This is a genomic window from Rugamonas aquatica (genome assembly GCF_009380215.1).
Taxonomy (GTDB): domain Bacteria; phylum Pseudomonadota; class Gammaproteobacteria; order Burkholderiales; family Burkholderiaceae_D; genus Rugamonas; species Rugamonas aquatica_B.
The window spans coordinates 38,734-59,571 of the sequence record NZ_WHUG01000011.1; the positions used below are offsets into that span (position 1 = coordinate 38,734).

The 20,838-nt window shown below is 64.9% G+C and carries 21 protein-coding genes; 6 read left to right on the forward strand and 15 right to left on the reverse strand.

Features of this window, described 5'->3' with window-relative positions:
- Genes GEV02_RS23090 through GEV02_RS23100 form a run of 3 tightly spaced genes read left to right on the forward strand, consistent with a single transcriptional unit; the run spans window position 1 to window position 2,897 of the window.
- Window positions 1-1,101 carry an aromatic ring-hydroxylating oxygenase subunit alpha gene (locus GEV02_RS23090; RefSeq protein WP_152840313.1) on the forward strand — a complete coding sequence of 367 codons (1,101 nt, stop codon included), beginning with the start codon at window positions 1-3 and terminating at the stop codon, window positions 1,099-1,101.
- A 7-nt stretch (window positions 1,102-1,108) separates the two neighbouring features.
- Complete coding sequence (locus GEV02_RS23095) at window positions 1,109-2,032, forward strand: DMT family transporter (protein ID WP_152840314.1); 924 nt, start codon at window positions 1,109-1,111, stop codon at window positions 2,030-2,032.
- A gap of 13 nt (window positions 2,033-2,045) precedes the next feature.
- Complete coding sequence (locus tag GEV02_RS23100) at window positions 2,046-2,897, forward strand: sulfurtransferase (RefSeq protein WP_152840315.1); 852 nt, start codon at window positions 2,046-2,048, stop codon at window positions 2,895-2,897.
- Here the strand turns inward: GEV02_RS23100 and GEV02_RS33855 are convergent.
- The 5 genes from GEV02_RS33855 to polA all read right to left on the reverse strand — a co-directional run bounded on the left by GEV02_RS33855 (window position 2,894) and on the right by polA (window position 8,090).
- Window positions 2,894-3,196 (reverse strand): type II toxin-antitoxin system RelE/ParE family toxin, encoded by a 303-nt coding sequence (locus GEV02_RS33855; RefSeq protein ID WP_152840316.1) that lies wholly within the window; start codon window positions 3,194-3,196, stop codon window positions 2,894-2,896. The genes GEV02_RS23100 and GEV02_RS33855 overlap by 4 nt on opposite strands.
- Window positions 3,168-3,449, reverse strand: a complete 282-nt coding sequence (locus GEV02_RS23110; protein ID WP_152840317.1) for a hypothetical protein — start codon at window positions 3,447-3,449, stop codon at window positions 3,168-3,170. Before GEV02_RS23110 ends, GEV02_RS33855 begins: the two co-directional genes overlap by 29 nt.
- Window positions 3,450-3,510: 61 nt before the next feature.
- Window positions 3,511-4,212 carry a ZIP family metal transporter gene (locus GEV02_RS23115; RefSeq protein ID WP_008445231.1) on the reverse strand — a complete coding sequence of 234 codons (702 nt, stop codon included), beginning with the start codon at window positions 4,210-4,212 and terminating at the stop codon, window positions 3,511-3,513.
- A 185-nt stretch (window positions 4,213-4,397) separates the two neighbouring features.
- On the reverse strand, window positions 4,398-5,282 hold the full coding sequence (locus tag GEV02_RS23120; protein WP_152840318.1) for a dienelactone hydrolase family protein: 885 nt from the start codon (window positions 5,280-5,282) through the stop codon (window positions 4,398-4,400).
- A gap of 36 nt (window positions 5,283-5,318) precedes the next feature.
- A complete protein-coding gene (gene polA / locus GEV02_RS23125; RefSeq protein WP_152840319.1) occupies window positions 5,319-8,090 on the reverse strand; it encodes a DNA polymerase I in 2,772 nt (923 codons plus the stop codon).
- 243 nt (window positions 8,091-8,333) lie between these two features.
- Between polA and GEV02_RS23130 the strand changes: the two genes are divergently transcribed.
- The 3 genes from GEV02_RS23130 to GEV02_RS23140 all read left to right on the forward strand — a co-directional run bounded on the left by GEV02_RS23130 (window position 8,334) and on the right by GEV02_RS23140 (window position 10,547).
- On the forward strand, window positions 8,334-8,738 hold the full coding sequence (locus tag GEV02_RS23130) for a hypothetical protein (RefSeq protein WP_152840320.1): 405 nt from the start codon (window positions 8,334-8,336) through the stop codon (window positions 8,736-8,738).
- A 79-nt stretch (window positions 8,739-8,817) separates the two neighbouring features.
- Complete coding sequence (locus GEV02_RS23135; protein WP_152840321.1) at window positions 8,818-9,777, forward strand: homoserine kinase; 960 nt, start codon at window positions 8,818-8,820, stop codon at window positions 9,775-9,777.
- Complete coding sequence (locus GEV02_RS23140) at window positions 9,774-10,547, forward strand: BPSS1780 family membrane protein (RefSeq protein WP_152840322.1); 774 nt, start codon at window positions 9,774-9,776, stop codon at window positions 10,545-10,547. The genes GEV02_RS23135 and GEV02_RS23140 overlap by 4 nt, the downstream gene beginning before the upstream one ends.
- Window positions 10,548-10,642: 95 nt before the next feature.
- On the opposite strand, the gene GEV02_RS23145 is transcribed toward GEV02_RS23140, so the two are convergent.
- From GEV02_RS23145 to thiS, 10 genes are all read right to left on the reverse strand, one after another.
- Entirely contained in the window at window positions 10,643-12,946 is a 2,304-nt protein-coding gene (locus GEV02_RS23145) for a UvrD-helicase domain-containing protein (protein ID WP_152840323.1), read from the reverse strand.
- A 133-nt stretch (window positions 12,947-13,079) separates the two neighbouring features.
- A complete protein-coding gene (locus GEV02_RS23150) occupies window positions 13,080-15,224 on the reverse strand; it encodes a M56 family metallopeptidase (protein ID WP_152840324.1) in 2,145 nt (714 codons plus the stop codon).
- A gap of 133 nt (window positions 15,225-15,357) precedes the next feature.
- Window positions 15,358-15,540 carry a hypothetical protein gene (locus GEV02_RS23155; RefSeq protein WP_152840325.1) on the reverse strand — a complete coding sequence of 61 codons (183 nt, stop codon included), beginning with the start codon at window positions 15,538-15,540 and terminating at the stop codon, window positions 15,358-15,360.
- 128 nt (window positions 15,541-15,668) lie between these two features.
- Window positions 15,669-16,775, reverse strand: a complete 1,107-nt coding sequence (locus GEV02_RS23160; RefSeq protein ID WP_152840326.1) for an S-(hydroxymethyl)glutathione dehydrogenase/class III alcohol dehydrogenase — start codon at window positions 16,773-16,775, stop codon at window positions 15,669-15,671.
- Between the two features lie 99 nt (window positions 16,776-16,874).
- Window positions 16,875-17,330 carry a DNA-binding transcriptional response regulator gene (locus GEV02_RS23165; protein ID WP_152840327.1) on the reverse strand — a complete coding sequence of 152 codons (456 nt, stop codon included), beginning with the start codon at window positions 17,328-17,330 and terminating at the stop codon, window positions 16,875-16,877.
- Between the two features lie 260 nt (window positions 17,331-17,590).
- Entirely contained in the window at window positions 17,591-18,220 is a 630-nt protein-coding gene (locus GEV02_RS23170) for an ANTAR domain-containing response regulator (RefSeq protein ID WP_152840328.1), read from the reverse strand.
- A gap of 61 nt (window positions 18,221-18,281) precedes the next feature.
- Complete coding sequence (gene thiE / locus GEV02_RS23175) at window positions 18,282-18,935, reverse strand: thiamine phosphate synthase (RefSeq protein ID WP_152840329.1); 654 nt, start codon at window positions 18,933-18,935, stop codon at window positions 18,282-18,284.
- A gap of 9 nt (window positions 18,936-18,944) precedes the next feature.
- Window positions 18,945-19,829: a bifunctional hydroxymethylpyrimidine kinase/phosphomethylpyrimidine kinase gene (gene thiD, locus GEV02_RS23180; protein ID WP_152840330.1), complete on the reverse strand. Its 885-nt coding sequence runs from the start codon at window positions 19,827-19,829 to the stop codon at window positions 18,945-18,947.
- Window positions 19,826-20,611 (reverse strand): thiazole synthase, encoded by a 786-nt coding sequence (locus GEV02_RS23185; RefSeq protein WP_152840331.1) that lies wholly within the window; start codon window positions 20,609-20,611, stop codon window positions 19,826-19,828. The genes thiD and GEV02_RS23185 overlap by 4 nt, the downstream gene beginning before the upstream one ends.
- 18 nt (window positions 20,612-20,629) lie before the next feature.
- A complete protein-coding gene (thiS, locus tag GEV02_RS23190; RefSeq protein WP_152840332.1) occupies window positions 20,630-20,833 on the reverse strand; it encodes a sulfur carrier protein ThiS in 204 nt (67 codons plus the stop codon).
- Window positions 20,834-20,838 lie beyond the last annotated feature (5 nt).

A 20,838-nucleotide genomic window follows, 5' to 3' on the forward strand; every position in this document is an offset into this window, starting at 1 on the left:
ATGTCCGATCTGGGTACCCACGCCAAGCTGGCGCGTTCAAACGCGCAACTTCCGGTTGACGTCTATTTTGACGAAACGCTACTGCAGCGAGAAATGCAGCAATTATTCCATGCCGGCCCGCGCTACATCGGGCACGAGCTGATGGTGCCGAATAGCGGCGATTTCGCGACCCTCGTCTCCGAAGATGAAGGGCGTATGCTGGTGCGCAACGCAAACGGGCTGGAAGTGCTGTCCAACGTCTGCCGCCACCGCCAGGCGCTGATGTTCAACGGCCGCGGCAACGCCAACAACATCGTCTGCCCGCTGCACCGCTGGACCTACGACCTCAAGGGCGAGCTGATCGGTGCGCCGCACTTCCCGGAAACGCCCTGCCTGAACCTGCCCAAGACCAAGCTGCAAAGCTGGAACGGCCTGCTGTTCGAGCAGAACGGCTACGACGTCATGGACAAGCTCAAAGACCTGTCGGTGACCAAGGACCTGGATTTCTCCGGCTATATGTTCGACCACGTCGAAGTCCACGAGTGCAACTACAACTGGAAGACCTTCATCGAGGTCTACCTGGAAGACTATCACGTCGAGCCTTTCCATCCGGGCCTGGGCGGCTTTGTCAGCTGCGACGACCTGCGCTGGGAATTCGGCCGCGACTACAGCGTGCAGACCGTGGGCGTCAACAAGGGCTTGCAGAAGTCCGGCTCCGAGATCTACAAGCGCTGGCAGGAGCAGGTGCTCAAGTTCCGCGGCGGCGAACCGCCTCCGTACGGCGCGATCTGGCTGACGCTGTATCCGAACATCATGGTCGAATGGTATCCGCACGTGCTGATCGTCTCGACCCTGTGGCCGGACGGCCCGCAGCGCACCAAGAACGTGGTGGAGTTCTACTACCCCGAAGAGATCGTGCTGTTCGAGCGCGAGTTCATCGAGGCGGAACGCGCGGCCTACATGGAAACCTGCGTCGAGGATGACGAGATCGCCCAGCGCATGGACGCCGGCCGCAAGGCGCTGATGAAGCGCGGCACCAGCGACGCCGGCCCCTACCAGTCGCCGATGGAAGACGGCATGCAGCACTTCCACGAGTGGTACCGGGCCAATATCAAGCTTTAGGAAACCGATGCAGTCACTTTGGATGTTGTTTGCCAGTTTCATGTTCGCCGCCATGGGGGTGTGCGTGAAGCTGGCCTCGGAGGAATTCTCCACATCCGAAATCGTGATGTACCGTGGCGTGGTCGGCGTGGCCGTGCTGTTTTCCATCATCAAACTTCAAGGCGGCAAATTCACCACCACCATGCCGGGCGCCCATCTGTGGCGCGGGCTGGTCGGCGTGGTGTCGCTGTGGCTGTGGTTCTACGCCATCGCCAAGCTGCCGCTGGCCACTGCCATGACCCTCAACTACATGGCGCCGATATGGATCGCCGTCTGGCTGTTCGCGATGGGCTGGTGGCATGCCAAGAATCAGGTCAAGTGGCCGCTGCTGGCGGCGGTCGGCATGAGCTTTGTCGGCGTCACGCTGCTGCTGCAGCCGGCCTTCCATGCGAATCAACTGACGCCGGCGCTGATCGCGCTCAGCTCCAGCGTGCTGTCGGCCATGGCCTATATGCAGGTGCGCAAGCTGGGCCTGGCGGGCGAGCCGGAGAACCGCGTGGTGTTCTACTTCTCCGTGATGAACCTGGTGGCCGGGATCGCCGGCAATTTCGTGTTTGCCGGCGACCAGGGCGCGGTATGGCATCCTATCCACACCATGCATGGCGGCCTGCTGTTGCTGGGCATAGGCATCTGCGCCACCAGCGCGCAGATCGCCATGACGCGCGCCTACCGCCTGGGCCAGACGCTGGTGGTGGCCAACCTCCAATACACCGGCATCGTGTTTTCCAGCGTGTGGGGCGTGCTGGTGTTCGGCGACGCGTTCGGCTGGCTCAGTTGGGTGGGCATCGGTCTGATACTGGTGTCCGGCGTGGCCGCAACGTTTTACAATACGCGTAACACCGAGCGCGGTAAGGCGATAGCCAGTACCGATCCGATAGCCAGCGAAGTCTAAGGAACCCCGGAATATGCACACCACTCTGATCGGCGCAGCCGAACTGTCCCAGCACCTGACCGACGACAATTGGGTGATACTCGATTGCCGCCATGACCTGATGAATCCGAACGCGGGCCGCGACGGCTTTGCCATCGGCCATATCCAGAACGCGCAGTTTGCCAATGTCGACAACGACCTGTCGGGCGCCAAGCTGGGTGCGGACGGCAAGTTCCGTGGCCGCCATCCGCTGCCGGAGCGCGCGGCGCTGATCGACACGCTGCGCGGCTGGGGCATCAACGACGATACGCAAGTGGTGGCCTATGACGCGCACGGCGGCATGTTCGCGGCGCGCTTGTGGTGGTTGTTGCGCTGGGTGGGTCATCCAGCGGTGGCGGTGCTGGACGGCGGCCTGGCCGCGTGGCAGTCGCAAGGCTTGCCGATGGTGACGGCCGAGGCGCCACGCGCACGCGGCGCCGTCAGCGAGCGGGCTTCGCTGACGACGACGGTGTCGGCGGAGGATGTGGTGGCCAACCTGGCCACGCAGGCCCGCACCGTGGTCGATGCGCGCGCGGCCGACCGTTATCGCGGCGAGAACGAGACCATCGATCCGGTGGGCGGCCATATTCCCGGCGCCAAGAACCGCTTCTTCAAGGACAACCTGAGCGCCGACGGCCGCTTCAAGGCAGCCGCGCAATTGAAGGAAGAATTCGCGCCGCTGTTCGCCAGCGCGCCGCAAGCGATCATGCAATGCGGCTCGGGCGTGACGGCCTGCCACAACCTGCTGGCACTGGAAGTAGCCGGCCTGACCGGCGCCGCGCTGTATCCCGGCTCCTGGAGCGAATGGTGTGCAGACCCGGCCCGGCCGGTGGCGACAGGCGCTTAACCTTTGCGCCTCTGGCGCGCCCAACGCGTAACCATGATTTCACCTTGATGGACACGATAGTCAATCGTATGGCCAGTCTTCGGGATAGGGAATCGGCGCGTGTCGCGCCTATCGGTGGGCGTGCCAATTCCCGGCTGAGCTGCGATCACATCCAAGGCATTTTGCAATCGCTGTAAGACAAGCTCGCTTGCTAGAGCATCTTGCGCGTGAATGTGAGCAATGGTCTGATCGAGCGATCTGCGTGCCGTCGATGACCAGCGTATTGCCAGCTTAGCCGGTTTTACGCTTGGGTTTGACATGGGCTTCCAGGATACGTCGCGCCTGCGCCATTACCTCTTCGTTCGAGATGGTCCGGCCCGCCGCGATATCCGCATCCGCATCCAGATCAGCCTGTACGCTCTCCTCTACATCGTCGAATCCATACTGCCAAACTTCTGGCCAGAGATGCTCTGGCGTCACCTCAGCCAAGGCAGCCAGGCGCTCCAGGCGAGCGCGGTCGGCGGCGGAGAGGGCCGCTAATGCTTCAGCTTGCTTTTTTTGTCTGGAGTTCATCCCGCCATGATACTCCCGGCGCCGCCTGGCGCAAGCGCGCGGGATTGAGCGGTCACAAGGCTCAGTGGCCGCGCGTGAGGAACAGCACGATGATGACGCCGAGGGCGATCAGCAGCACTTGCGGGATGGTTTCGCGCAGCGTGGCGCGGCGCTGCATCTGCGGCATCAGGTCGCTGACGGCGATGTAGATGAAGCCCGACGACGCAAACACCAGCACATACGGTATCAGGCTGCTGGCGCGGTCCAGCGTGTAGTAGCCCAGCAAACCGCCGGCGATCGCCAGCAGGCTGCACAGCAAATTGTAGATGTAGGCCCGCGTACGCGAGAAACCAGCGTTGAGCAGCACGATAAAGTCGCCGATCTCCTGCGGTATCTCGTGCGCGATGATGGCCAGCCCCGTCACCAGCCCCAGCTCGGGGTTGGCCAGGAAGGCCGCCGCGATCAGGATGCCGTCGGTGAAGTTGTGCATGCCGTCGCCGACCAGGATCATCCAGCCGGCCTTGCCTGCCTCGCGCTTGTCGTGGCCGTGATGGTGGTGGTGGCCGTCGCCCTCGTGGTGGTGCGAGTGGCGCAGGATGGCGGTCTTCTCCAGCAGGAAGAAGGCCAGCAGGCCGGCCAGCAGGGTCGCGAACAGGCTGCGCGCGCTGGCGCCCGATTCGAACGCTTCCGGCAAGGCGTGCAGCAATGAGGTCGACAGCATGATGCCCACCGACAGGCTGACCATGCGCTCCACCACCTTGGACAGCAGCGTAAACGAGAACACCGCGGCAGCGGTGATGCTGACGACGCCGGCAACCGTGGTGGCCAGTAGGATGGAGATGAGTACGGGATCGATGTTATAGCCTCTTGTAGCAGGGACCGTGCCGCTGCGCGCAGGCCGGGGGCGTTATTTTACCGCCCGGCCCGGTTTTATGCTCATCTTTGGCTAAAAGGCCGGAAAAACAGCCCTTAGATGACGCCGTTCTGCTTGAACCAGGCCAGCAGACGGCCCCAGCCATCCTTGGCGTCGGCTTCGACGTAGCTGGCGCGGTAGTCCGCATTAAAGGCGTGGCCGGAGTTCGGATAGACGACGAAAGTGGACTTGTTCGGCCCCTTGGCCAGCGCCGCCTTCATCGCGGCGATCGACTCCTGGCTGATGCCGGTGTCCTTCAAGCCGTACAGGCCCAGCACCGGCACGCTCAGAGATCCAGCGATATCAACTGGGTGCCTGGGAGTCACCGGAGTGCTGTCGCCCATCAGGCGGCCGTACCAGGCCACGCCGGCCTTGATGCTCGGGTTGTGCGCGGCGTACATCCAGGTGATGCGGCCGCCCCAGCAGAAGCCGGTGATGCCGATCTTGTCGCCATTGCCGCCGTTGGCCTTGGCCCAGGCCACGGTCGCGTCCAGGTCGGCCATCACTTGCGCGTCCGGCGTTTTGGAGATGATGTCGCGCTGCAGCTCGGCGATCGAGGCGGCTTTTTGCGGATCGCCCTGGCGCACGAACAAGTCCGGCGCCAGCGCCAGGTAGCCCTGCTTGGCCAGGCGGCGGGCGACGTCGGCGATGTGCTCGTGCACGCCGAAGATTTCCGATACCACCAGGATCACCGGCAGATTGGTCTTGCCTTCCGGCTGGGCGCGGTACACGGGTACTTGCACGCCGTCCACCGTGAGGGTGATGGTGCCGGCGGTCAGGCCGGCGGTGTCGGTCTTGATGACGTTCTGCGCCACCACCGGCAGCGCGGCGGCGGCGAAGCCGGTGCCCAGCGCCACCTTCAGGAAGTCGCGGCGGTCGACGCCGTCCGACAGACTGGTTTTGGTCAACAAACTCTCTGCATCCTGCGTCAAATCATCCATGCGGTTCCTCCGTGATTACTTCGCGGAAGCACATACTCAATGTGCTTCATCCCAGTTCTTACCCACGCCGACTTCGGCAGTCAGCGGAACCTTCAGCTCCGCCACGCCGGCCATCAGCTTCGGCAGCATCTCCTTGACCAGCGCCAGTTCGGCGTCCGGCACTTCCAGCACCAGTTCATCATGCACCTGCATGATCATATTGGTCTGCAGCTTATCCTTTTCCAGCCAATCCTGCACCGCCACCATGGCGAGCTTGATCAGGTCGGCCGCCGTGCCCTGCATCGGCGCGTTGATCGCCGCGCGCTCCGCACCCTGGCGGCGCGGGCCGTTCGGCGAATTGATCTCCGGCAGCCACAGGCGGCGGCCGAACACCGTCTCCACATAGCCGCGCGCCTTGGCCTGCAGGCGCGTGTCGTCCATGTACTGCTTGACGCCCGAGAAGCGCGCGAAGTAGCGGTCGATATAGCTTTGCGCCGCGCCGCGCTCGATACCCAGGTTGCCGGCCAGGCCGAAGGCGCTCATGCCGTAGATCAGGCCGAAGTTGATGACCTTGGCATAGCGGCGCTGCTCGCTGGAGACGTCGTCCTTCTCCACGCCGAAGATCTCGGCCGCGGTGGCGCGGTGAATGTCGACACCGTCGGCAAACGCGCGCAGCATGTTCTCGTCTTCCGAGATGTGCGCCATGATGCGCAGTTCGATCTGCGAATAGTCGGCCGACACGATGTGGCTGCCCGCCGGCGCGATGAAGGCTTCGCGGATGCGGCGGCCTTCCTTGGTGCGGATCGGGATGTTCTGCAAGTTCGGATCGTTGGAAGCCAGACGGCCCGTCACCGCCACCGCCTGCGCGTAGTTGGTGTGCACGCGACCGGTTTCCTGGTTGATCCCTTTCGGCAGCTTGTCGGTATAGGTCGACTTCAGCTTGGACAGGCTGCGGTATTCCAGCAGCACTTTCGGCAGCGGATAATCCTCGGCCAGTTTTTGCAGCACTTCCTCGTCGGTGGACGGGGCACCGCTCGGGGTCTTCTTCACCACCGGCAGTTTCAGCTTCTCGAAGAAGATCTCGCCGATCTGCTTCGGTGAGCCGAGGTTGAACGGCTGCTCGGCCAGCTCATGCGCCTTCGCTTCCAGCTCGACAATGCGCGCGCCCAGCTCGGCCGACTGGATGTTGAGTAGCTCGGCGTCGATGTGCACGCCGTTGCGCTCGATCTTTTGCAGCACCACGGCGGTCGGCAGTTCGATGTTGCGGTAGATGAAGTTCAGTTTGGCGTCGTTCTCCACCTCGCCGATCATCGCCTGGTGCAGGCGCAACGTGATGTCGGCGTCTTCCGCCGCGTACTCGGTGGCGCGGCCGATCTCCACCTTGTCGAAGGTAATCATGCTGGCGCCCTTGCCGCACACGTCCACGAACGGAATCGTCGTGTGGTTCAGGTGGCGCAGCGCCAGGCTGTCCATGTCGTGCGTGCGGTGCGATTCGAATACATACGATTCGAGCAGCGTGTCGTGCTGGATGCCTTTCAGCTGCACGCCGTGGTTGGCGAAGATGTGGCTGTCGTACTTGAGGTTCTGGCCGACCTTGAGCTTGGTCGCGTCTTCCAGCCATGGCTTCAGCTTGGCCAGCACGTGCTCGCGCGACAGCTGCTCCGGCACGCCCTGGTAGCTGTGCGCCACCGGAATGTAGCAGGCCACGCCCGGCTCCACCGACAGCGAAATGCCGACCATCTGCGCCGTCATCGGCTCCAGCGACGTGGTTTCGGTGTCGACGGCGGTCAGCTTGGCGGCGTCGATCAGGGCGATCCACTTGTCCAGCTGTTCCTCGGTCAGCACGGTTTCGTAGCTGGTGTTGAGTTTGGGCGCTTCGCCGAACATGTCCAGGTTGGCGGAGACGGCGCCGCCGGCCGCAGGTTCAGCAGCCGCAGCGGCAGCCTTGCCGACCGGCGCCTGCGGCGTGGCCGTGCCCAGCTCGCGCAGCAGCGTCTTGAAGCCGTACTTGCTGAAGAAGGCCAGCAGGGTTTCCTTGTCCTCGCCGCGCGCCACCAGCGATTCGGCGATCGTCGTCATGTGCTCCGACAGGTCGCAGTCCAGCTTCACGGTGATCAGCTCGCGGCCTTTCGGCAGCCATTCCAGCGCGTTGCGCAGGTTCTCGCCGACCGCGCCGCCGATCTGCGCGGCGTTGGCGATCACGCCGTCCAGCGAGTCGTAGGCGGTCAGCCATTTGAGCGCGGTCTTCGGGCCGCACTTGGACACGCCCGGCACGTTGTCGACGGTATCGCCGATCAGGGTCAGGTAGTCGATGATGCGGTTCGGCGGCACGCCGAACTTGGCCAGCACGCCGGCCTCGTCCATCTTCTCGTTGGTCATGGTGTTGATCAGCATGACCTTGTCGTTGACCAGCTGCGCCAGATCCTTGTCGCCGGTGGAGACCACCACGTTCATACCGGCCTGCGCCGCCTGCAGCGATAGCGTGCCGATGACGTCGTCCGCCTCCACGCCCTCGACCATCAGGATGGGCCAGCCCATGGCCTTGACCGCCTCGTGGATGGGTTCGATCTGCAGGCGCAGGTCGTCCGGCATCGAGGCGCGCGTGGCCTTGTACTCGGGATACATGTCGTCGCGGAAGGTCTTGCCCTTGGCGTCGAACACGCAGGCGATGTAGGCGGCCGGGAAGTCGGCGCGCAGACGGCGCAACATATTGACCATGCCGTGCATGGCGCCGGTCGGATGGCCGTCCGCGCTGCGCAGGTCGGGCAGCGCGTGGAAGGCGCGATAGAGGTAACTGGAACCGTCAACTAACAGCAGGGTATTTTGCATAGACACTAGATATGGGTGAGGGCGCCGCGCAACAATGGCGGCAAGGCCACGAATGGCGCATTATCGCAGGTTTTGGCGGCGCTTCAGCTGCCCGCCACAGTCTTTTCAAAATAACAATGCCCCAGCGCCACTGTGGGGAAATCGGCTTTTAAAAACAGCGAACCGTGTCTGTTTGTTACAATGGATCATACATAAAAATTTGACGGTTTTTCACACCCGTTTTTCACCCTAAGGCGATCCATCATGATACGCACGACCACCCTCTTGCCTGCCCTCCTTCTGACGCTGTTCGCCCACGCGGCGTTTGCCCAGTCGACCCCGAGCCAGGCGCCGCCAAAATTGGAAAAGATAGAGGAAATGGCCGACGATCCGATCACCGTGACGGCCAAGCCGGCACAGGAGCGCCAGATCACGGAAAAACGTGACAACAGCGGCCAGGTCGTGGAAGCCACCGTCAAGAGCGGTCCCAGCACTTACAAAGTGAAACCCAACCATCCCGTCGGCAGCGCCCTGCCCGGCGACGCCATGGGCAGCGCCAACCGCGGCCCGCAATGGACGGTGATGGAGTTCGACATCGGCAAGAAGAAGAAAAAAACCACGGAAGAAGATGGCTCGTCGGATACCGCCGCGCCGCCTGCCGTGAAATAAAGCGCACGCCCGCCCAGCGGGCGTCCCCCGGCGCCCGCACGACTGCGGCGCCGCTCACCGAACCTCATCAAGTTTTCACATGGCAGTTTTTACCCCGGTCAGCCTGGATGACCTTACCCCGTGGATCAAGCAGTTTCCCCTCGGCCAGCCATTGGCGCTCAAAGGCATCGCCAGCGGCATTGAAAACAGCAACTTTTTCCTGACGACGGAGCGCGGCGAGTTCGTGCTGACCATCTTCGAGAACCTGTCCTTCGAACAGTTGCCGTTCTACCTCAAGCTGATGCACCATCTGGCCGACCGCGGCGTGCTGGTGCCGGCGCCTATTGCCAACGACCGGGGCGAGCTGATCGTCGCCCTGCACGGCAAGCCGGCGTCCATCGTCACCAAGCTGGATGGCAAGTCGCAGATGGATCCGCAGCCGGCGCATTGCGCCGCCGTCGGGACCATGCTGGCGCGCATGCACCTGGCCGCCGTCGACTATCCACTGCAACAGCCCAATCTGCGCGGGCTGGACTGGTGGAACGAGACCACGCCGCAAGTGCTGCCCTTCCTGGACGACAGCTGCGCCCACCTGCTGCGCGCCGAGATGCACTTCCAGGACGCGTTTGCCGGCTGCGACACTTACCGCCAGCTGCAGCAAGGCCCCGTGCACGCCGACCTGTTCCGCAACAACGTGATGTTCGACGGCGAGCGCCTGACCGGCTTCTTCGACTTTTACTTCGCCGGCTGCGACACCTGGCTGTTCGATGTCGCCGTCACCGTCAACGACTGGTGCATAGCCCTGGACACCGGCGTGCTGGACACCGCCCGCGTGCGCGCCATGCTGGACGCCTACCACGCCGTGCGCCCATTCACCGACGCCGAGCAGACCGCCTGGCAGCCGATGCTGCGCGCCGCGGCGCTGCGCTTCTGGCTGTCGCGCCTGTACGACTTCCACCTGCCGCGTGAAGCGGAGATGCTGACGCCGCACGATCCGGGCCACTTCGAGCGCATCCTGCGCGAACGCATCGCCACGCCGGCGCCGGGGCTGCGCGGATGAGCAAACTACCCGCACGCACCGGCTGGCATTGGGTCAAGCAGGCCTTGCAGCTGTTCCGCAAGCAGCCGGGCGCGCTGATGGCGCTGTTCTTCTGCTGCATGTTCCTGTCGCTGTTCTCGCTGGTGGTGCCGCTGCTCGGTTCTGTTGCGCCGACGCTGCTGGCGCCGATGTTCAGCATCGCGCTGCTGCAAGCGTGCGCCGACATCGACCACGACCAGCGCGCCCTGCCCAAGCTGGTGTTCAGCGGCTTCCGCAAGCCGGCGCGCGGGCCGCTGCTGGGCTTGGGCCTGCTGTATCTGCTGGTGATGCTGTTCGCGCTGGCGGTGCTGAGCTGGCTGGATGACGGCGTGCTGATCAAGATGGCCACGCGCCAGATCCCGATGGACAAGGACTTGCTGGAAGATTCGCGCAGCGCGCTGTTCGTTTCGTCCGGCATCTACATGCTGGGCTGGATGCTGACCAGCCTGGCCGCACCGCTGATCTACTGGCAGAAGATGACGCTGGCCAAGGCGCTGTTCTTCAGCGTGGTGACGGTCGCGCGCGACTTCAAGGCCTTCCTGTCGGCGGCCGTGGTGTTGTTCCTGATGTTCCAGATCGGCAGCGCGATTCCGGTGCTGCTGTTCGATTCGGCGCAGCTGGAAGTGACGGCTATCTTCACGCTGTTCCTGATCATGGTGGTCCTGATGCACTGCACGCTGTACGCCTGCTACCGCCAGATCTTCGGCACGCCGGAGGCCAGCGCGCCGCCGGCGACTCCGCCGACGGCATAAGCGCGTCGTTCCCGCGCAGGCGGGAACCCATAGGCCGCGTGCGACGCACGTTCAGCATGGGTTCCCGCCTGCGCGGGAACGACTTGCGGTTCGGCTCAGCGGCCCAGCCGCTCCAGCTTGGCGATGCTCAGGTCCAGCACCTTCATGCCGTGGCTGCCGAAGTTGATTTGCGCGCGGGCGTTGTTGCCGCTGCCCTCGATATTGACGATCACACCCTCGCCGAACTTGCCGTGCGCGACGGACTCGCCGATGCGCCAGCCGGAGCCGGGCGACTTCTGCGCGATCTTCTGCGCGATGGCGTTGTCCGAGCCGACCAGCGGCGTCTCGTCCCAGGCCGACTTCTTGTTGGCGAACCAGTGCGACTGCACCTTGGGCGACAGCCATTTCAGCGATTCCTCCGGCAACTCATCGAAGAAGCGCGACTTCATGTTGTAGCGGGTCTGGCCGTGCAGCATGCGCGTCTGCGCAAAGCACATGTACAGGCGCTGACGCGCGCGCGTGATCGCCACGTACATCAGGCGGCGTTCCTCTTCCACGCCGTCGTGCTCGCGCGAGCTGCTCTCGTGCGGGAACAAGCCCTCTTCCAGGCCGGTGATGAAGACGTTGTTGAACTCCAGCCCCTTGGCCGAGTGCACTGTCATCATCTGCACGGCTTCCTGGCCGGCGGTGGCCTGGTTGTCGCCCGCCTCCAGCGACGCGTGCGACAGGAAGGCCGACAGCGGCGACATCACGGTCGGCAGCGCGGCATCGGCGTCGAGGATCTCGAAGCCGTCTTCGTTGACGATGGGCGCGCCCACCTGGGCCTGGGCCTGCGGTCCCAGATGCGCCGGGGCGCTCTGGCCGTAGCCCTCTTCGGACACGAACTGGGTTGCCGCGCTGACCATCTGCTCCAAGTTCTCGATGCGGTCGGCGCCTTCTTTTTCAGTCTGGTAGTGGGTCAGCAGGCCGGAAGCTTCCAGCACCACGCGCACCAGTTCCGGCAAGGCCATCTGCTGCGTTTCAAAGCGCGCGCCCTCGACCAGCTTGACGAAGCCGCCCAGCGACGAGCCGGCCTTGCCCGCCACATACGGCACGGCGGCGTACAGCGAAATGCGGTGCTGCTCGGCCGCCGCCTGCAAGGCCTCGATCGAGCGCAGGCCGATGCCGCGCGTCGGGAAATTCACCACGCGCAGGAAGGCTGAATCGTTGTGCGGATTGTCCATCAGCTGCAGATAGGCGATCGCGTGCTTGACCTCGGCGCGCTGGAAGTAGCGCAGGCCGCCGTACACGTGGTACGGAATGCCGGCCGAGAACAGCGCATGCTCGATCACCCGCGACTGCGCGTTGGAGCGGTACAGCACGGCGATCTCGCTGCGGGCGGCGCCGTCGGAGATCAGGCTCTTGGTTTCCTCGATGATCCACTGCGCCTCGGCCAGGTCGGAGCTGGCTTCGTACACGCGCACCTGTTCGCCGTGGCCGGCGTCGGTGCGCAGGTTCTTGCCCAGGCGCTTGCTGTTGTTGGCGATCAGCACGTTGGCGGCGTCCAGGATGTGGCCGTGCGAGCGGTAGTTCTGCTCCAGCTTGATCAGGTTCTGCACCTTGAACTCGCGCTCGAAGGCGCTCATATTGCCGACGTTGGCGCCGCGGAAGGCGTAGATGCTCTGGTCGTCGTCGCCGACGGCGAACAGCGCGCTGCCGCCGTCGCGCTCGCCGTGGCCGGCCAGCAGCTTGAGCCACTTGTATTGCAGGTCATTGGTATCCTGGAACTCGTCGACCAGGATGTGCTTGAAGCGCTGTTGATAGTGTTCGCGCAGCGGCTGGTTGCGGCTGAGCAGCTCATAGGTGCGCAGCAGCAGCTCGGCGAAATCGACCACGCCTTCGCGCTGGCACTGGTCGTCGTAGAGTTGGTAGAGCTCGCACTTCTTGCGCTCGTCGGCGTTGTACGGTTCGATCTTGTCGGCGCGCAGGCCCTGGTCCTTGGCGCCGTTGATGAAGTACATCACCTCTTTCGGCGGGAACTTCTCGTCGTCGACGTTGTGGGCCTTGATCAGGCGCTTGATGGCCGACAGCTGGTCCTGGGTATCGAGGATCTGGAAGGTCTGCGGCAGCGCGGCATCGCGGTGATGGGTGCGCAGCAGGCGGTTGCACAGGCCGTGGAAGGTGCCGATCCACATGCCGCGCGTATTAATCGGCAACATCGCCGACAAACGCGTCATCATTTCCTTGGCCGCCTTGTTGGTGAAGGTGACCGCCAGCAGGCCCGACGGCGACACCTGGCCGGTTTGAATCAGCCAGGCGATGCGGGTCGTCAGTACGCGGGTTTTGCCGGAGCCGGCGCCCGCGAGGATGAGGGCGCTTTGTGCCGGCAGGGTCACGGCGGCGAGTTGTTCGTCGTTGAGGTTATGAAGAAGATTGTGCATCCCGTGATTATACCGGTACTGGCTGCATACACAGTACTCCGGGGTCAAGTCTGACATTTGGACACGAGCTCTGCCGTAATGCAGGTTACGGCAGAGCTCGTGTCCAAATGTCAGACTTGACCCCGGAGTTTATTTATGCGGATGGCGCGGGCACGGCTTTGCCGGTCTTGACGGCGTCCTTGATCAGCTCCTTCATGGCGCGCTCGGCTTCGCGGCTGGCCTTGGCCTGCTCGCGGCCCAGCTCACCCATCGCCTGGCCCAGCTCGGCCATCGGCTTGCCGGCTTCCGACATCTGCTTGCTCAGCGCCTGCATGGGCTGATGCATGGCCTGGATTTTCGCCTGCTGCGGCGCCAGTTCGCGCTGGAATTGCGCCATCTGCTTCTGCAGCGGTTCCATTTCCGCCTGCAGGGCGGCCTGGCGCTCGTGGAAGCGGCGCACTCTTTCCGGCGAAGGATCGTCGCCCATGTCGCGCGCCGCCTGCTCGATGCGCCGTCCCACGGCTTCCTGCTGCCGCGCGATCCGGTCCATCTGGCGCTGCTGGCGGTCCATGTCCAGCTGGATCTTGTCGCCCACGTCATGGCCCAGCTTGTCCATCTGCCGGCCCAGCTCGTCCATGACCTTGCCTTGGGCATCCATTTTCTTGCCCTGCGCATCCATTTTTTCACCGATGCGGTTGACGGGCGCCCAGGCTTCGTCGGCCTTGGCGATCGCCGCAGGATCCTGGATCAGGTAAGTCTTGTCGCCCTCGCGGAACCAGATGAAATCGCCTTTGACGGTGCGGCGCGCGGTCTCGATTTTGTTCAGGTCCGTGCGGGAGGCGGACACGGTGATGCTTTCCTTGTTGGCATGCACCAGCGCGTAGCCGGAACGCTGGCCATCGCGGCCGGAGAAGGTGGCGTGGTCAAAGCGGTAGCTTTGCGCTCCAGCCGGAGGCGCGGGCGGCGCGGGCGGCGCAGCAGGTGCAGCCGGCATCGCTGGCATGGCCGGGACTGCCGGCGCTGCGGCGACTGCGGGCACGGCCGGCAAGGCTGGCATTGCGGGAGCCGCGGCCAGGACGCGCGGAGGCTTGGGCGGCTTGGGCGGTTTGACTGGTGCGACAGGCGCCGCCAGTTCGGCGACTACGGCCGGCTCGGCGAGCGCCGCTGGAGCAGCAGCTTGTGGCGGTGCAGGCGGTTGCACCGGATCGGCCTGGGCGGCGTCGGCCGCCTGGCTGACTTGCTCCATCTGCGCGGCAACTACAGGCGGCGCGGCGTGGGCATAGAACACGGCGCCGGCCGCAAACAAACCCATCAGGGGCAAGGCCATCTTCCAGCTGACTGGTTCGACATCGGGACGCAGCAGGCGTTTAATACGAGACATGAGATTTCCTCCGTGAGCCGCGTGGGCTAGTTGTGTGGTGTCGAACTGGAACCGATCCAGTTCCGACAGGGCCTTCGCCAGCCTCTGGGGCTGGCCGAGCATGTCCACTGCGAGGTCGTCGGCGATTTGTTCCCGCTCGATCCGTATCCTGCGCGACAGCGCCCAAACACTAGGGTGATAGAACAGCACGATCTCGATCGCGCTTTGAATCAGGTTGACCAGGTAGTCGTGCCGCTTGATATGCGCCAGCTCGTGCGCCAGCAAGGCTTCCAGCAGGTCCGGCGGCATGCCGCTGACCAGCGCGGTCGGCACCAGCACGATGGGGCGCCAGCATCCGGCCGTGATCGGACTGTCCAGCAGATCGGCCACGCCCAGCCGCACATGGCGTTCGATGTCGAAGCGGCGGGCCAGTTCGGACAGACGCCGCTGCCAGTAATGATTGACGGTGTACTCGCCGGCGCGGGTGCGCGCGGCCACCCATTGCAGACCCAGCGCCAGCCGCAGCGACATCAGCACCGCGCCGGCCAGCCACAGGCCCACCACCCACGGCAACTGGCGCCGCAGCACTGCTTCAAAGGAGGAGAAAGCGCCGTCGCCCAGCAAGCCCGGCGCGGCGGCAGCGGCGGCCTGGCCGGCGGCGTCCGCGAGGCCGGCGCCCTGCCCGGCCAGCGCGCGCAGCAGCGTGGCGGCGCCGGCGCTCTGCTCGGCATCGGCCAGCTGGACCAGGATGCCGGCCAGCGGCAGCGCGGCGCACAGCAACATGCCGGCGCAGGCCACGGCGTAGCGGGTCTGCGGACGGGCGCCGCGCAGCGCATACATCGCCAGCGCGACGGCCCAGCCGATCAGCAGGCCCTGCCAGATAAAGTGCAACAGCGCCCAGCCGATGGCGGGCACCAGGGCGGCCAGAACGCTGCTCATGAGCGTCCTGCCTGCCGTGAAATCTTATGACTGCGTATCGCTTCCATGCCGCACTCCCGAGTTGATGGATGTAGAATAAATTATCTAGATTGCGTTGTCTAGAACTTTTTTTCTACATTCATCGCACCGGGAATCAATGTGCACGCTTGGCGCTGATGGTGACGACTGGCATCTTGACGCCGTCCACCACGACGACCTTGATCTTGCCTGCGTCGATGGCTTGGGTGGCACGCACTTCGGCGCTGGCGTAGCCGGTGGCGCACAGGATGACGGCGCTGGCGACGAAGATGATTTCCATGTTTTTCAGTACGTTCATGATGTTTCTCCTTCAGTGGTGGGCCTTACTTCCATGACTCCACTGTAGACAAACACATCGATGAACGCCTGCGGATTGCGACAGAATGCAGCTTGACCGGAGCCAGCTGCATTCCGCCGCGATGGGCGTCAGTAAATGACGACGGAACGGATCGATTCGCCGCTCTTCATCAGATCGAAGCCTTCGTTGATGCGTTCCAGCGGCAGGCGATGGGTGATCAGGTCGTCGATATTGAGCTTGCCTTCCATGTACCAGTCGACGATCTTCGGCACGTCGGTGCGGCCGCGCGCGCCGCCGAAAGCCGAACCCTTCCACACCCGCCCCGTCACCAGCTGGAACGGACGGGTGGAAATCTCCTGCCCCGCCGCCGCCACGCCGATGATGATGGACTGGCCCCAACCCTTGTGGCAGCACTCCAGCGACTGGCGCATGGTGGTGGTGTTGCCGATGCACTCGAACGAGTAGTCGGCGCCGCCGTCGGTCAGCTGGATGATGGCGTCGACCACGTTCTCCACTTCGGTCGGATTGATGAAGTGGGTCATGCCGAACTTGCGCGCCATGTCCTGGCGGGCCGGGTTGATGTCGACGCCGATGATCTTGTCCGCGCCGACCATCTTGGCCGCCTGGATCACGTTCAGGCCGATGCCGCCCAGGCCGAACACCACCACGTTCGCGCCCGCCTCGACCTTGGCCGTGAACAGCACGGCGCCGACGCCGGTGGTGACGCCGCAACCGATGTAGCACACCTTGTCGAACGGCGCGTCTTCGCGGATCTTGGCCAGCGCGATTTCCGGCACCACGATGTAGTTGGAGAAGGTCGACGTGCCCATGTAGTGGTAGATCGGCTTGCCGTCGATGGAGAAGCGGCTGGTGGCGTCCGGCATCAGGCCGCGCCCCTGGGTAGCCCGGATCGACTGGCACAGGTTGGTCTTCTGCGACAGGCAGAATTTGCACTGGCGGCATTCCGGCGTGTACAGCGGAATGACGTGGTCGTCCTTTTTCAGCGACTTGACGCCGGGGCCGACATCGACCACCACGCCCGCGCCCTCATGGCCGAGAATGGCCGGGAAGATGCCTTCCGGATCGGCGCCGGACAGCGTGTAGTAATCGGTGTGGCAGATGCCGGTGGCCTTGATCTCGACCAGCACCTCGCCCTCGCGCGGGCCGCCCAGTTCCACTTCCTCGATCGTCAGCGGTTTGCCCGCCTGCCATGCAATAGCTGCTTTGGTTTTCATTGTTCGTCCTGTGGCTATGTTGTTCGGGGGACCGGAACGGAGGGCCGTTCCGGTGGTCCGCCATGATAACAAGCCGGGGACGATCTGTGGTGCGCGCTACTACTGAGGTTCGACCGGCATCGCCTGAGCCAGGCACAGCAGGTCCGACACCGTGCGCCACAGCTGGCGCGGCGAAGTCCACGGCTTGGGCAGGAAGGCGCTGCCGGCCAGATGCTGCTCGGGATGGCGCGCCGAGTACAGCAGCACGCGCGCCTCGCCCTGGCGCTGGCGCACCAGCGACAGCAGGCTGCCGCCGTCGCCGTCCGGCAGGTCGGGGTCGATCACCACCAGCGCGAACTGCTGCAGATGCAGCAAGGCTTCGGCATCGGCCAGCGTGGCCACGTGCGTGACCTGGGTTTCCGGCACGAGCAGCGTGGACAGCACCAGCGCCGCGTCGGCGTCGCCGTCCACGTGCAGCACGCGCGGCGCCTCCGCGAAGATCGAAAAGCCGATGGAGCAGCCGCCTTCCTGGTCGCTGAAGGGGCGGTAGGTTTCCTGGGAAAAGTCGTTCGTCATAAGTGTCTCCGCACACAAAACAAATGGGGATGCGGTGCCGGCGGCAAAGGGTGAGAGCCAGGGCAACGCGGGGGTCGGCGGAGTTGGGCCGAGAAGTAATGACGGTCGCAGGGGAAAGGCGGCCGGAGACGCGGCAGGCGCAGGTTGGAGGCCCCCCGCCGCACATCGAAGCGGACGGGTGGAACCCGTCCGCTGACAAACACAGTCTACATCAAGAGTGCCACAAAGCAAGAGAATGCTGGCTGAAAGGCAGCCGGCGTTTACTTTTTCAGACGTTGGCTGAACGCTACGTGCAAACTGTTCAATGTTTCTTCCGCCGCCAGCAGCTGGTCGGCCACTTCGTTGACCTTGCGGCGGTTGGAGCGGGCGTGGTCGCGCAGCACCTCGAAGGCGGTGTTGCGGTCGGTCTGGAACTTGCACATCAGCAGGCCGACGGCCAGGCTGGTTTCGCGGCCGGCGGCCAGCGCGGCGTTCAGGTTCAGCTCGGTGCGGCGCAACTGGCGGATTTCGTCGGCGCGCGCCAGGCCGGCGGCAAACGCCGGCATCAGGTGCTTCTCGTCGACCGGCTTGACCAGGAAGCCGACCGCGCCGTAGGAGGCGGCCTGCTTGCCGGCGTCGGCGTCGCCGCGGCCGGACAGGAACATGAACGGCACCGAACTGGTGGCGTGCAGCTGCTTGGCCAGTTCCAGGCCGTTCATGCCGGGCATGTGGATGTCGAGCAGAGCCAGGTCCGGCTCGCGCTGGGCGATCAGCTGCAAGGCCTGTTCGGCCGACGGCGCCTTGAGGATATCGTAGCCGGCGTGGCCCAGGACCTCGCCGAGGAAATCAAGCAGCAGTTGATCGTCGTCGACGATGAGTATCAGACGCTTCGGGCTGGTAGGGACATTCATATGGCGGCAACCTTGGGCTTAAGCTAACGCCCCAATTATAAAGCGGAAATCCGCGCCCGCCTCAAGCGATTTGTACACCCGCCTTTTCCGCCGCATACAAGCGGGTAAAAGCCGCCACCGCAGCGGCCACATCGTCGGCCTGGTAGACGCTGCTGATGGCCGCAACCATGGAAGCGCCACGCTCAGCCAGCGGTGCGGCGTTTTCCGGCGTCATGCCGCCGATCACCACGGTCGGCACGCGGATGGCCTCGCGCGCCTGGTCGAGGATGTCCATCTTGGTAGTCACTGCGTATTTTTTCACCCGCGACGGGTAGAAACCGCCGAAGGCCACATAGCTGGCGCCGGCCGCCTGCGCCTCCAGCGCGCGCGGCAGATCGCCGTAGCAGGAGGCGCCGACGATCTTGTCCGGGCCCAGCCGGGCGCGCACCTGCGCCACGTCGGCATCGGTGCCGCCGACGTGGACGCCGTCGGCGCCGATCTGCTCGCACAGCTCGACATAGTCGTTGACGATGAAGGGCACGCCGTAGCGCCGGCACAACGCCAGCAGCGCGTTCGCCTGCTCCAGCCGCAGCGCCGGACCGGCTTCCTTGTGGCGGTATTGCAGCAGCGCGATGCCGGGGCGCGCGCGCTGGCCGGCGGCCAGCGCCTGTTCGCTCAGGTCCAGCAGGAGGCCGGTGTCGTCCCAGTTGGGCGTGACCAGATAAAGTCCTTGCATGATGTCCTCTCAGATGTGGGGTAGGCGCTGCGGAATGCGCTGGCCGGAGGCGACGGTGTAGGCGCCGCGCAGCGAACGGTAGCAATACTGCTGCGCCAGTTCCAGCGAGCGCTCCATCGGCATGCCCAGCGCCAGCTGGCCGGCGATGGCCGAGGCCAGCGTGCAGCCGCTGCCGTGGAAGGCGCCGCTCAAACGCGGCCAGTTCCAGTTGCGCGAATCTTCCTGCGGGCCGGGATCGGACAGCCGCTGCATCGGCGCCGCGCCCGGGCCGAACCAGCGGTTGATTACTTCATCGCCGCGGTCGATGCCAACATCGTGGCCGCCGGTGATCAGCACATGGCGGCAGCCGCGCGCGCGCAAGGCCTGCGCCTGCGCGGACGGGTCGGCGGCGCCGGTCAGCGCCAGCGCCTCCGGGCCGTTGGGCGTGAGCACCGTCACCAATGGCAGCAGCGGCGCCAGCGCCTGCACGGCGTCGTCGCGCGACAGCAGGTCGCCGTGGCCGCTGGCCAGCACCGGGTCCAGCACCACCGGCAGCTCCGGCTGGCGGACACGCAGGCGGGTGATGATGTCGGCGATCGCCAGCGCGTTGGCGGCGCTGCCGGGAATGCCGATCTTCACCGCCCGCACCGTCACCTTGTCGACCAGCGCCTGGGCCTGACGCAGCACCATGTCGCCGTCGACCGGCTGCACGCCGTAGACGCGGTCGTTGTCCTGCACCGTCAGCGCGGTGGCCACGGTGAGCGCGTGCGCGCCCTGCCCGGCCACCGATTGCAGGTCGGCCGCGATGCCGGCGCCGCCCGACGGATCGAGTCCGGCGAACACCAGCACGCACGGCCGCGCCACCAGTTGCGCCATCAGCTGCGCGGCCAGTTCGGCGGACAAGGGCACGCTCATGCCAGCCGGCCCGCCATCGGCGACGACGGCGAGGCTGCGAACTTGCGGGCGATGCGGCCGGCCAGGTAAGCCTCGCGGCCGGCCTGCACGCCCAGCTTCATGGCGCGCGCCATGCGTACCGGATCCTGCGCGCCGGCGATGGCGGTGTTCATCAGCACGCCGTCGCAGCCCAGCTCCATGGCGATGGCCGCGTCCGAGGCCGTGCCGACGCCGGCGTCGACCAGCACCGGCACCTTGGCCTGCTCGATAATCAGCGACAGGTTCCACGGATTGAGGATGCCCATGCCGGAGCCGATCAGCGAAGCCAGCGGCATCACCGCCACGCAGCCGATCTCCTCCAGGATCCTGGCCTGGATCGGATCGTCGCTGCAATACACCATGACGTCGAAGCCGTCCTTGACCAGCGCCTCGGCGGCCACCAGCGTTTCCGGCATGTGCGGGAACAGCGTCTTTTCGTCGCCCAGCACTTCCAGCTTGACCAGCTTGTGGCCGTTCAGCAGTTCACGCGCCATCTGCAGCGTGTAGACGGCGTCCTTGGCGGTGTAGCAGCCGGCCGTGTTGGGCAGGATGGTGTACTGCGACGGCGGCAGCACGTCCAGCAGGCTGGGCGCCTTCGGATCCTGGCCGATGTTGACGCGGCGGATGGCCACGGTGATGATTTCCGCTTCGGCGGCGTCGGTCGCCTCGCGGGTCTGTTGCAAGTCCTTGTACTTGCCGCTGCCGACCAGCAGCCGCGATGTGTAGCTCTTGCCTGCGATGGTGAGCAAGTCTTGATGGTTCATGATGATTCCTTGATGTGTTTAACCGCCGCCGATGGCGCGCACGATGTCGACCTTGTCCTGCGGCTGCAGCTCGCGCTGCGGCCACTGCTGGCGCGGCACCACCGCGCGGTTGACCGCCAGCGCCAGCGCCTGCCCGGTCAACGACAAAGCGTCGACCAGTTCATTGAGCGTCTGGCGTGGCGGCACCTGGTGCGGGGCGCCGTTCAATTCGATGTCGATCATGCCGG

Coding starts and splice junctions, on each gene's coding strand:
- GEV02_RS23090 (WP_152840313.1), top strand. CDS start 1: ATGTCCGATCTGGGTACCCACGCCAAGCTGGCGCGTTCAAACGCGCAA.
- GEV02_RS23095 (WP_152840314.1), top strand. CDS start 1,109: ATGCAGTCACTTTGGATGTTGTTTGCCAGTTTCATGTTCGCCGCCATG.
- GEV02_RS23100 (WP_152840315.1), top strand. CDS start 2,046: ATGCACACCACTCTGATCGGCGCAGCCGAACTGTCCCAGCACCTGACC.
- GEV02_RS33855 (WP_152840316.1), bottom strand. CDS start 3,196: ATGTCAAACCCAAGCGTAAAACCGGCTAAGCTGGCAATACGCTGGTCA.
- GEV02_RS23110 (WP_152840317.1), bottom strand. CDS start 3,449: ATGAACTCCAGACAAAAAAAGCAAGCTGAAGCATTAGCGGCCCTCTCC.
- GEV02_RS23120 (WP_152840318.1), bottom strand. CDS start 5,282: ATGGATGATTTGACGCAGGATGCAGAGAGTTTGTTGACCAAAACCAGT.
- polA (WP_152840319.1), bottom strand. CDS start 8,090: ATGCAAAATACCCTGCTGTTAGTTGACGGTTCCAGTTACCTCTATCGC.
- GEV02_RS23130 (WP_152840320.1), top strand. CDS start 8,334: ATGATACGCACGACCACCCTCTTGCCTGCCCTCCTTCTGACGCTGTTC.
- GEV02_RS23135 (WP_152840321.1), top strand. CDS start 8,818: ATGGCAGTTTTTACCCCGGTCAGCCTGGATGACCTTACCCCGTGGATC.
- GEV02_RS23140 (WP_152840322.1), top strand. CDS start 9,774: ATGAGCAAACTACCCGCACGCACCGGCTGGCATTGGGTCAAGCAGGCC.
- GEV02_RS23145 (WP_152840323.1), bottom strand. CDS start 12,946: ATGCACAATCTTCTTCATAACCTCAACGACGAACAACTCGCCGCCGTG.
- GEV02_RS23150 (WP_152840324.1), bottom strand. CDS start 15,224: ATGAGCAGCGTTCTGGCCGCCCTGGTGCCCGCCATCGGCTGGGCGCTG.
- GEV02_RS23155 (WP_152840325.1), bottom strand. CDS start 15,540: ATGAACGTACTGAAAAACATGGAAATCATCTTCGTCGCCAGCGCCGTC.
- GEV02_RS23160 (WP_152840326.1), bottom strand. CDS start 16,775: ATGAAAACCAAAGCAGCTATTGCATGGCAGGCGGGCAAACCGCTGACG.
- GEV02_RS23165 (WP_152840327.1), bottom strand. CDS start 17,330: ATGACGAACGACTTTTCCCAGGAAACCTACCGCCCCTTCAGCGACCAG.
- GEV02_RS23170 (WP_152840328.1), bottom strand. CDS start 18,220: ATGAATGTCCCTACCAGCCCGAAGCGTCTGATACTCATCGTCGACGAC.
- thiE (WP_152840329.1), bottom strand. CDS start 18,935: ATGCAAGGACTTTATCTGGTCACGCCCAACTGGGACGACACCGGCCTC.
- thiD (WP_152840330.1), bottom strand. CDS start 19,829: ATGAGCGTGCCCTTGTCCGCCGAACTGGCCGCGCAGCTGATGGCGCAA.
- GEV02_RS23185 (WP_152840331.1), bottom strand. CDS start 20,611: ATGAACCATCAAGACTTGCTCACCATCGCAGGCAAGAGCTACACATCG.
- thiS (WP_152840332.1), bottom strand. CDS start 20,833: ATGATCGACATCGAATTGAACGGCGCCCCGCACCAGGTGCCGCCACGC.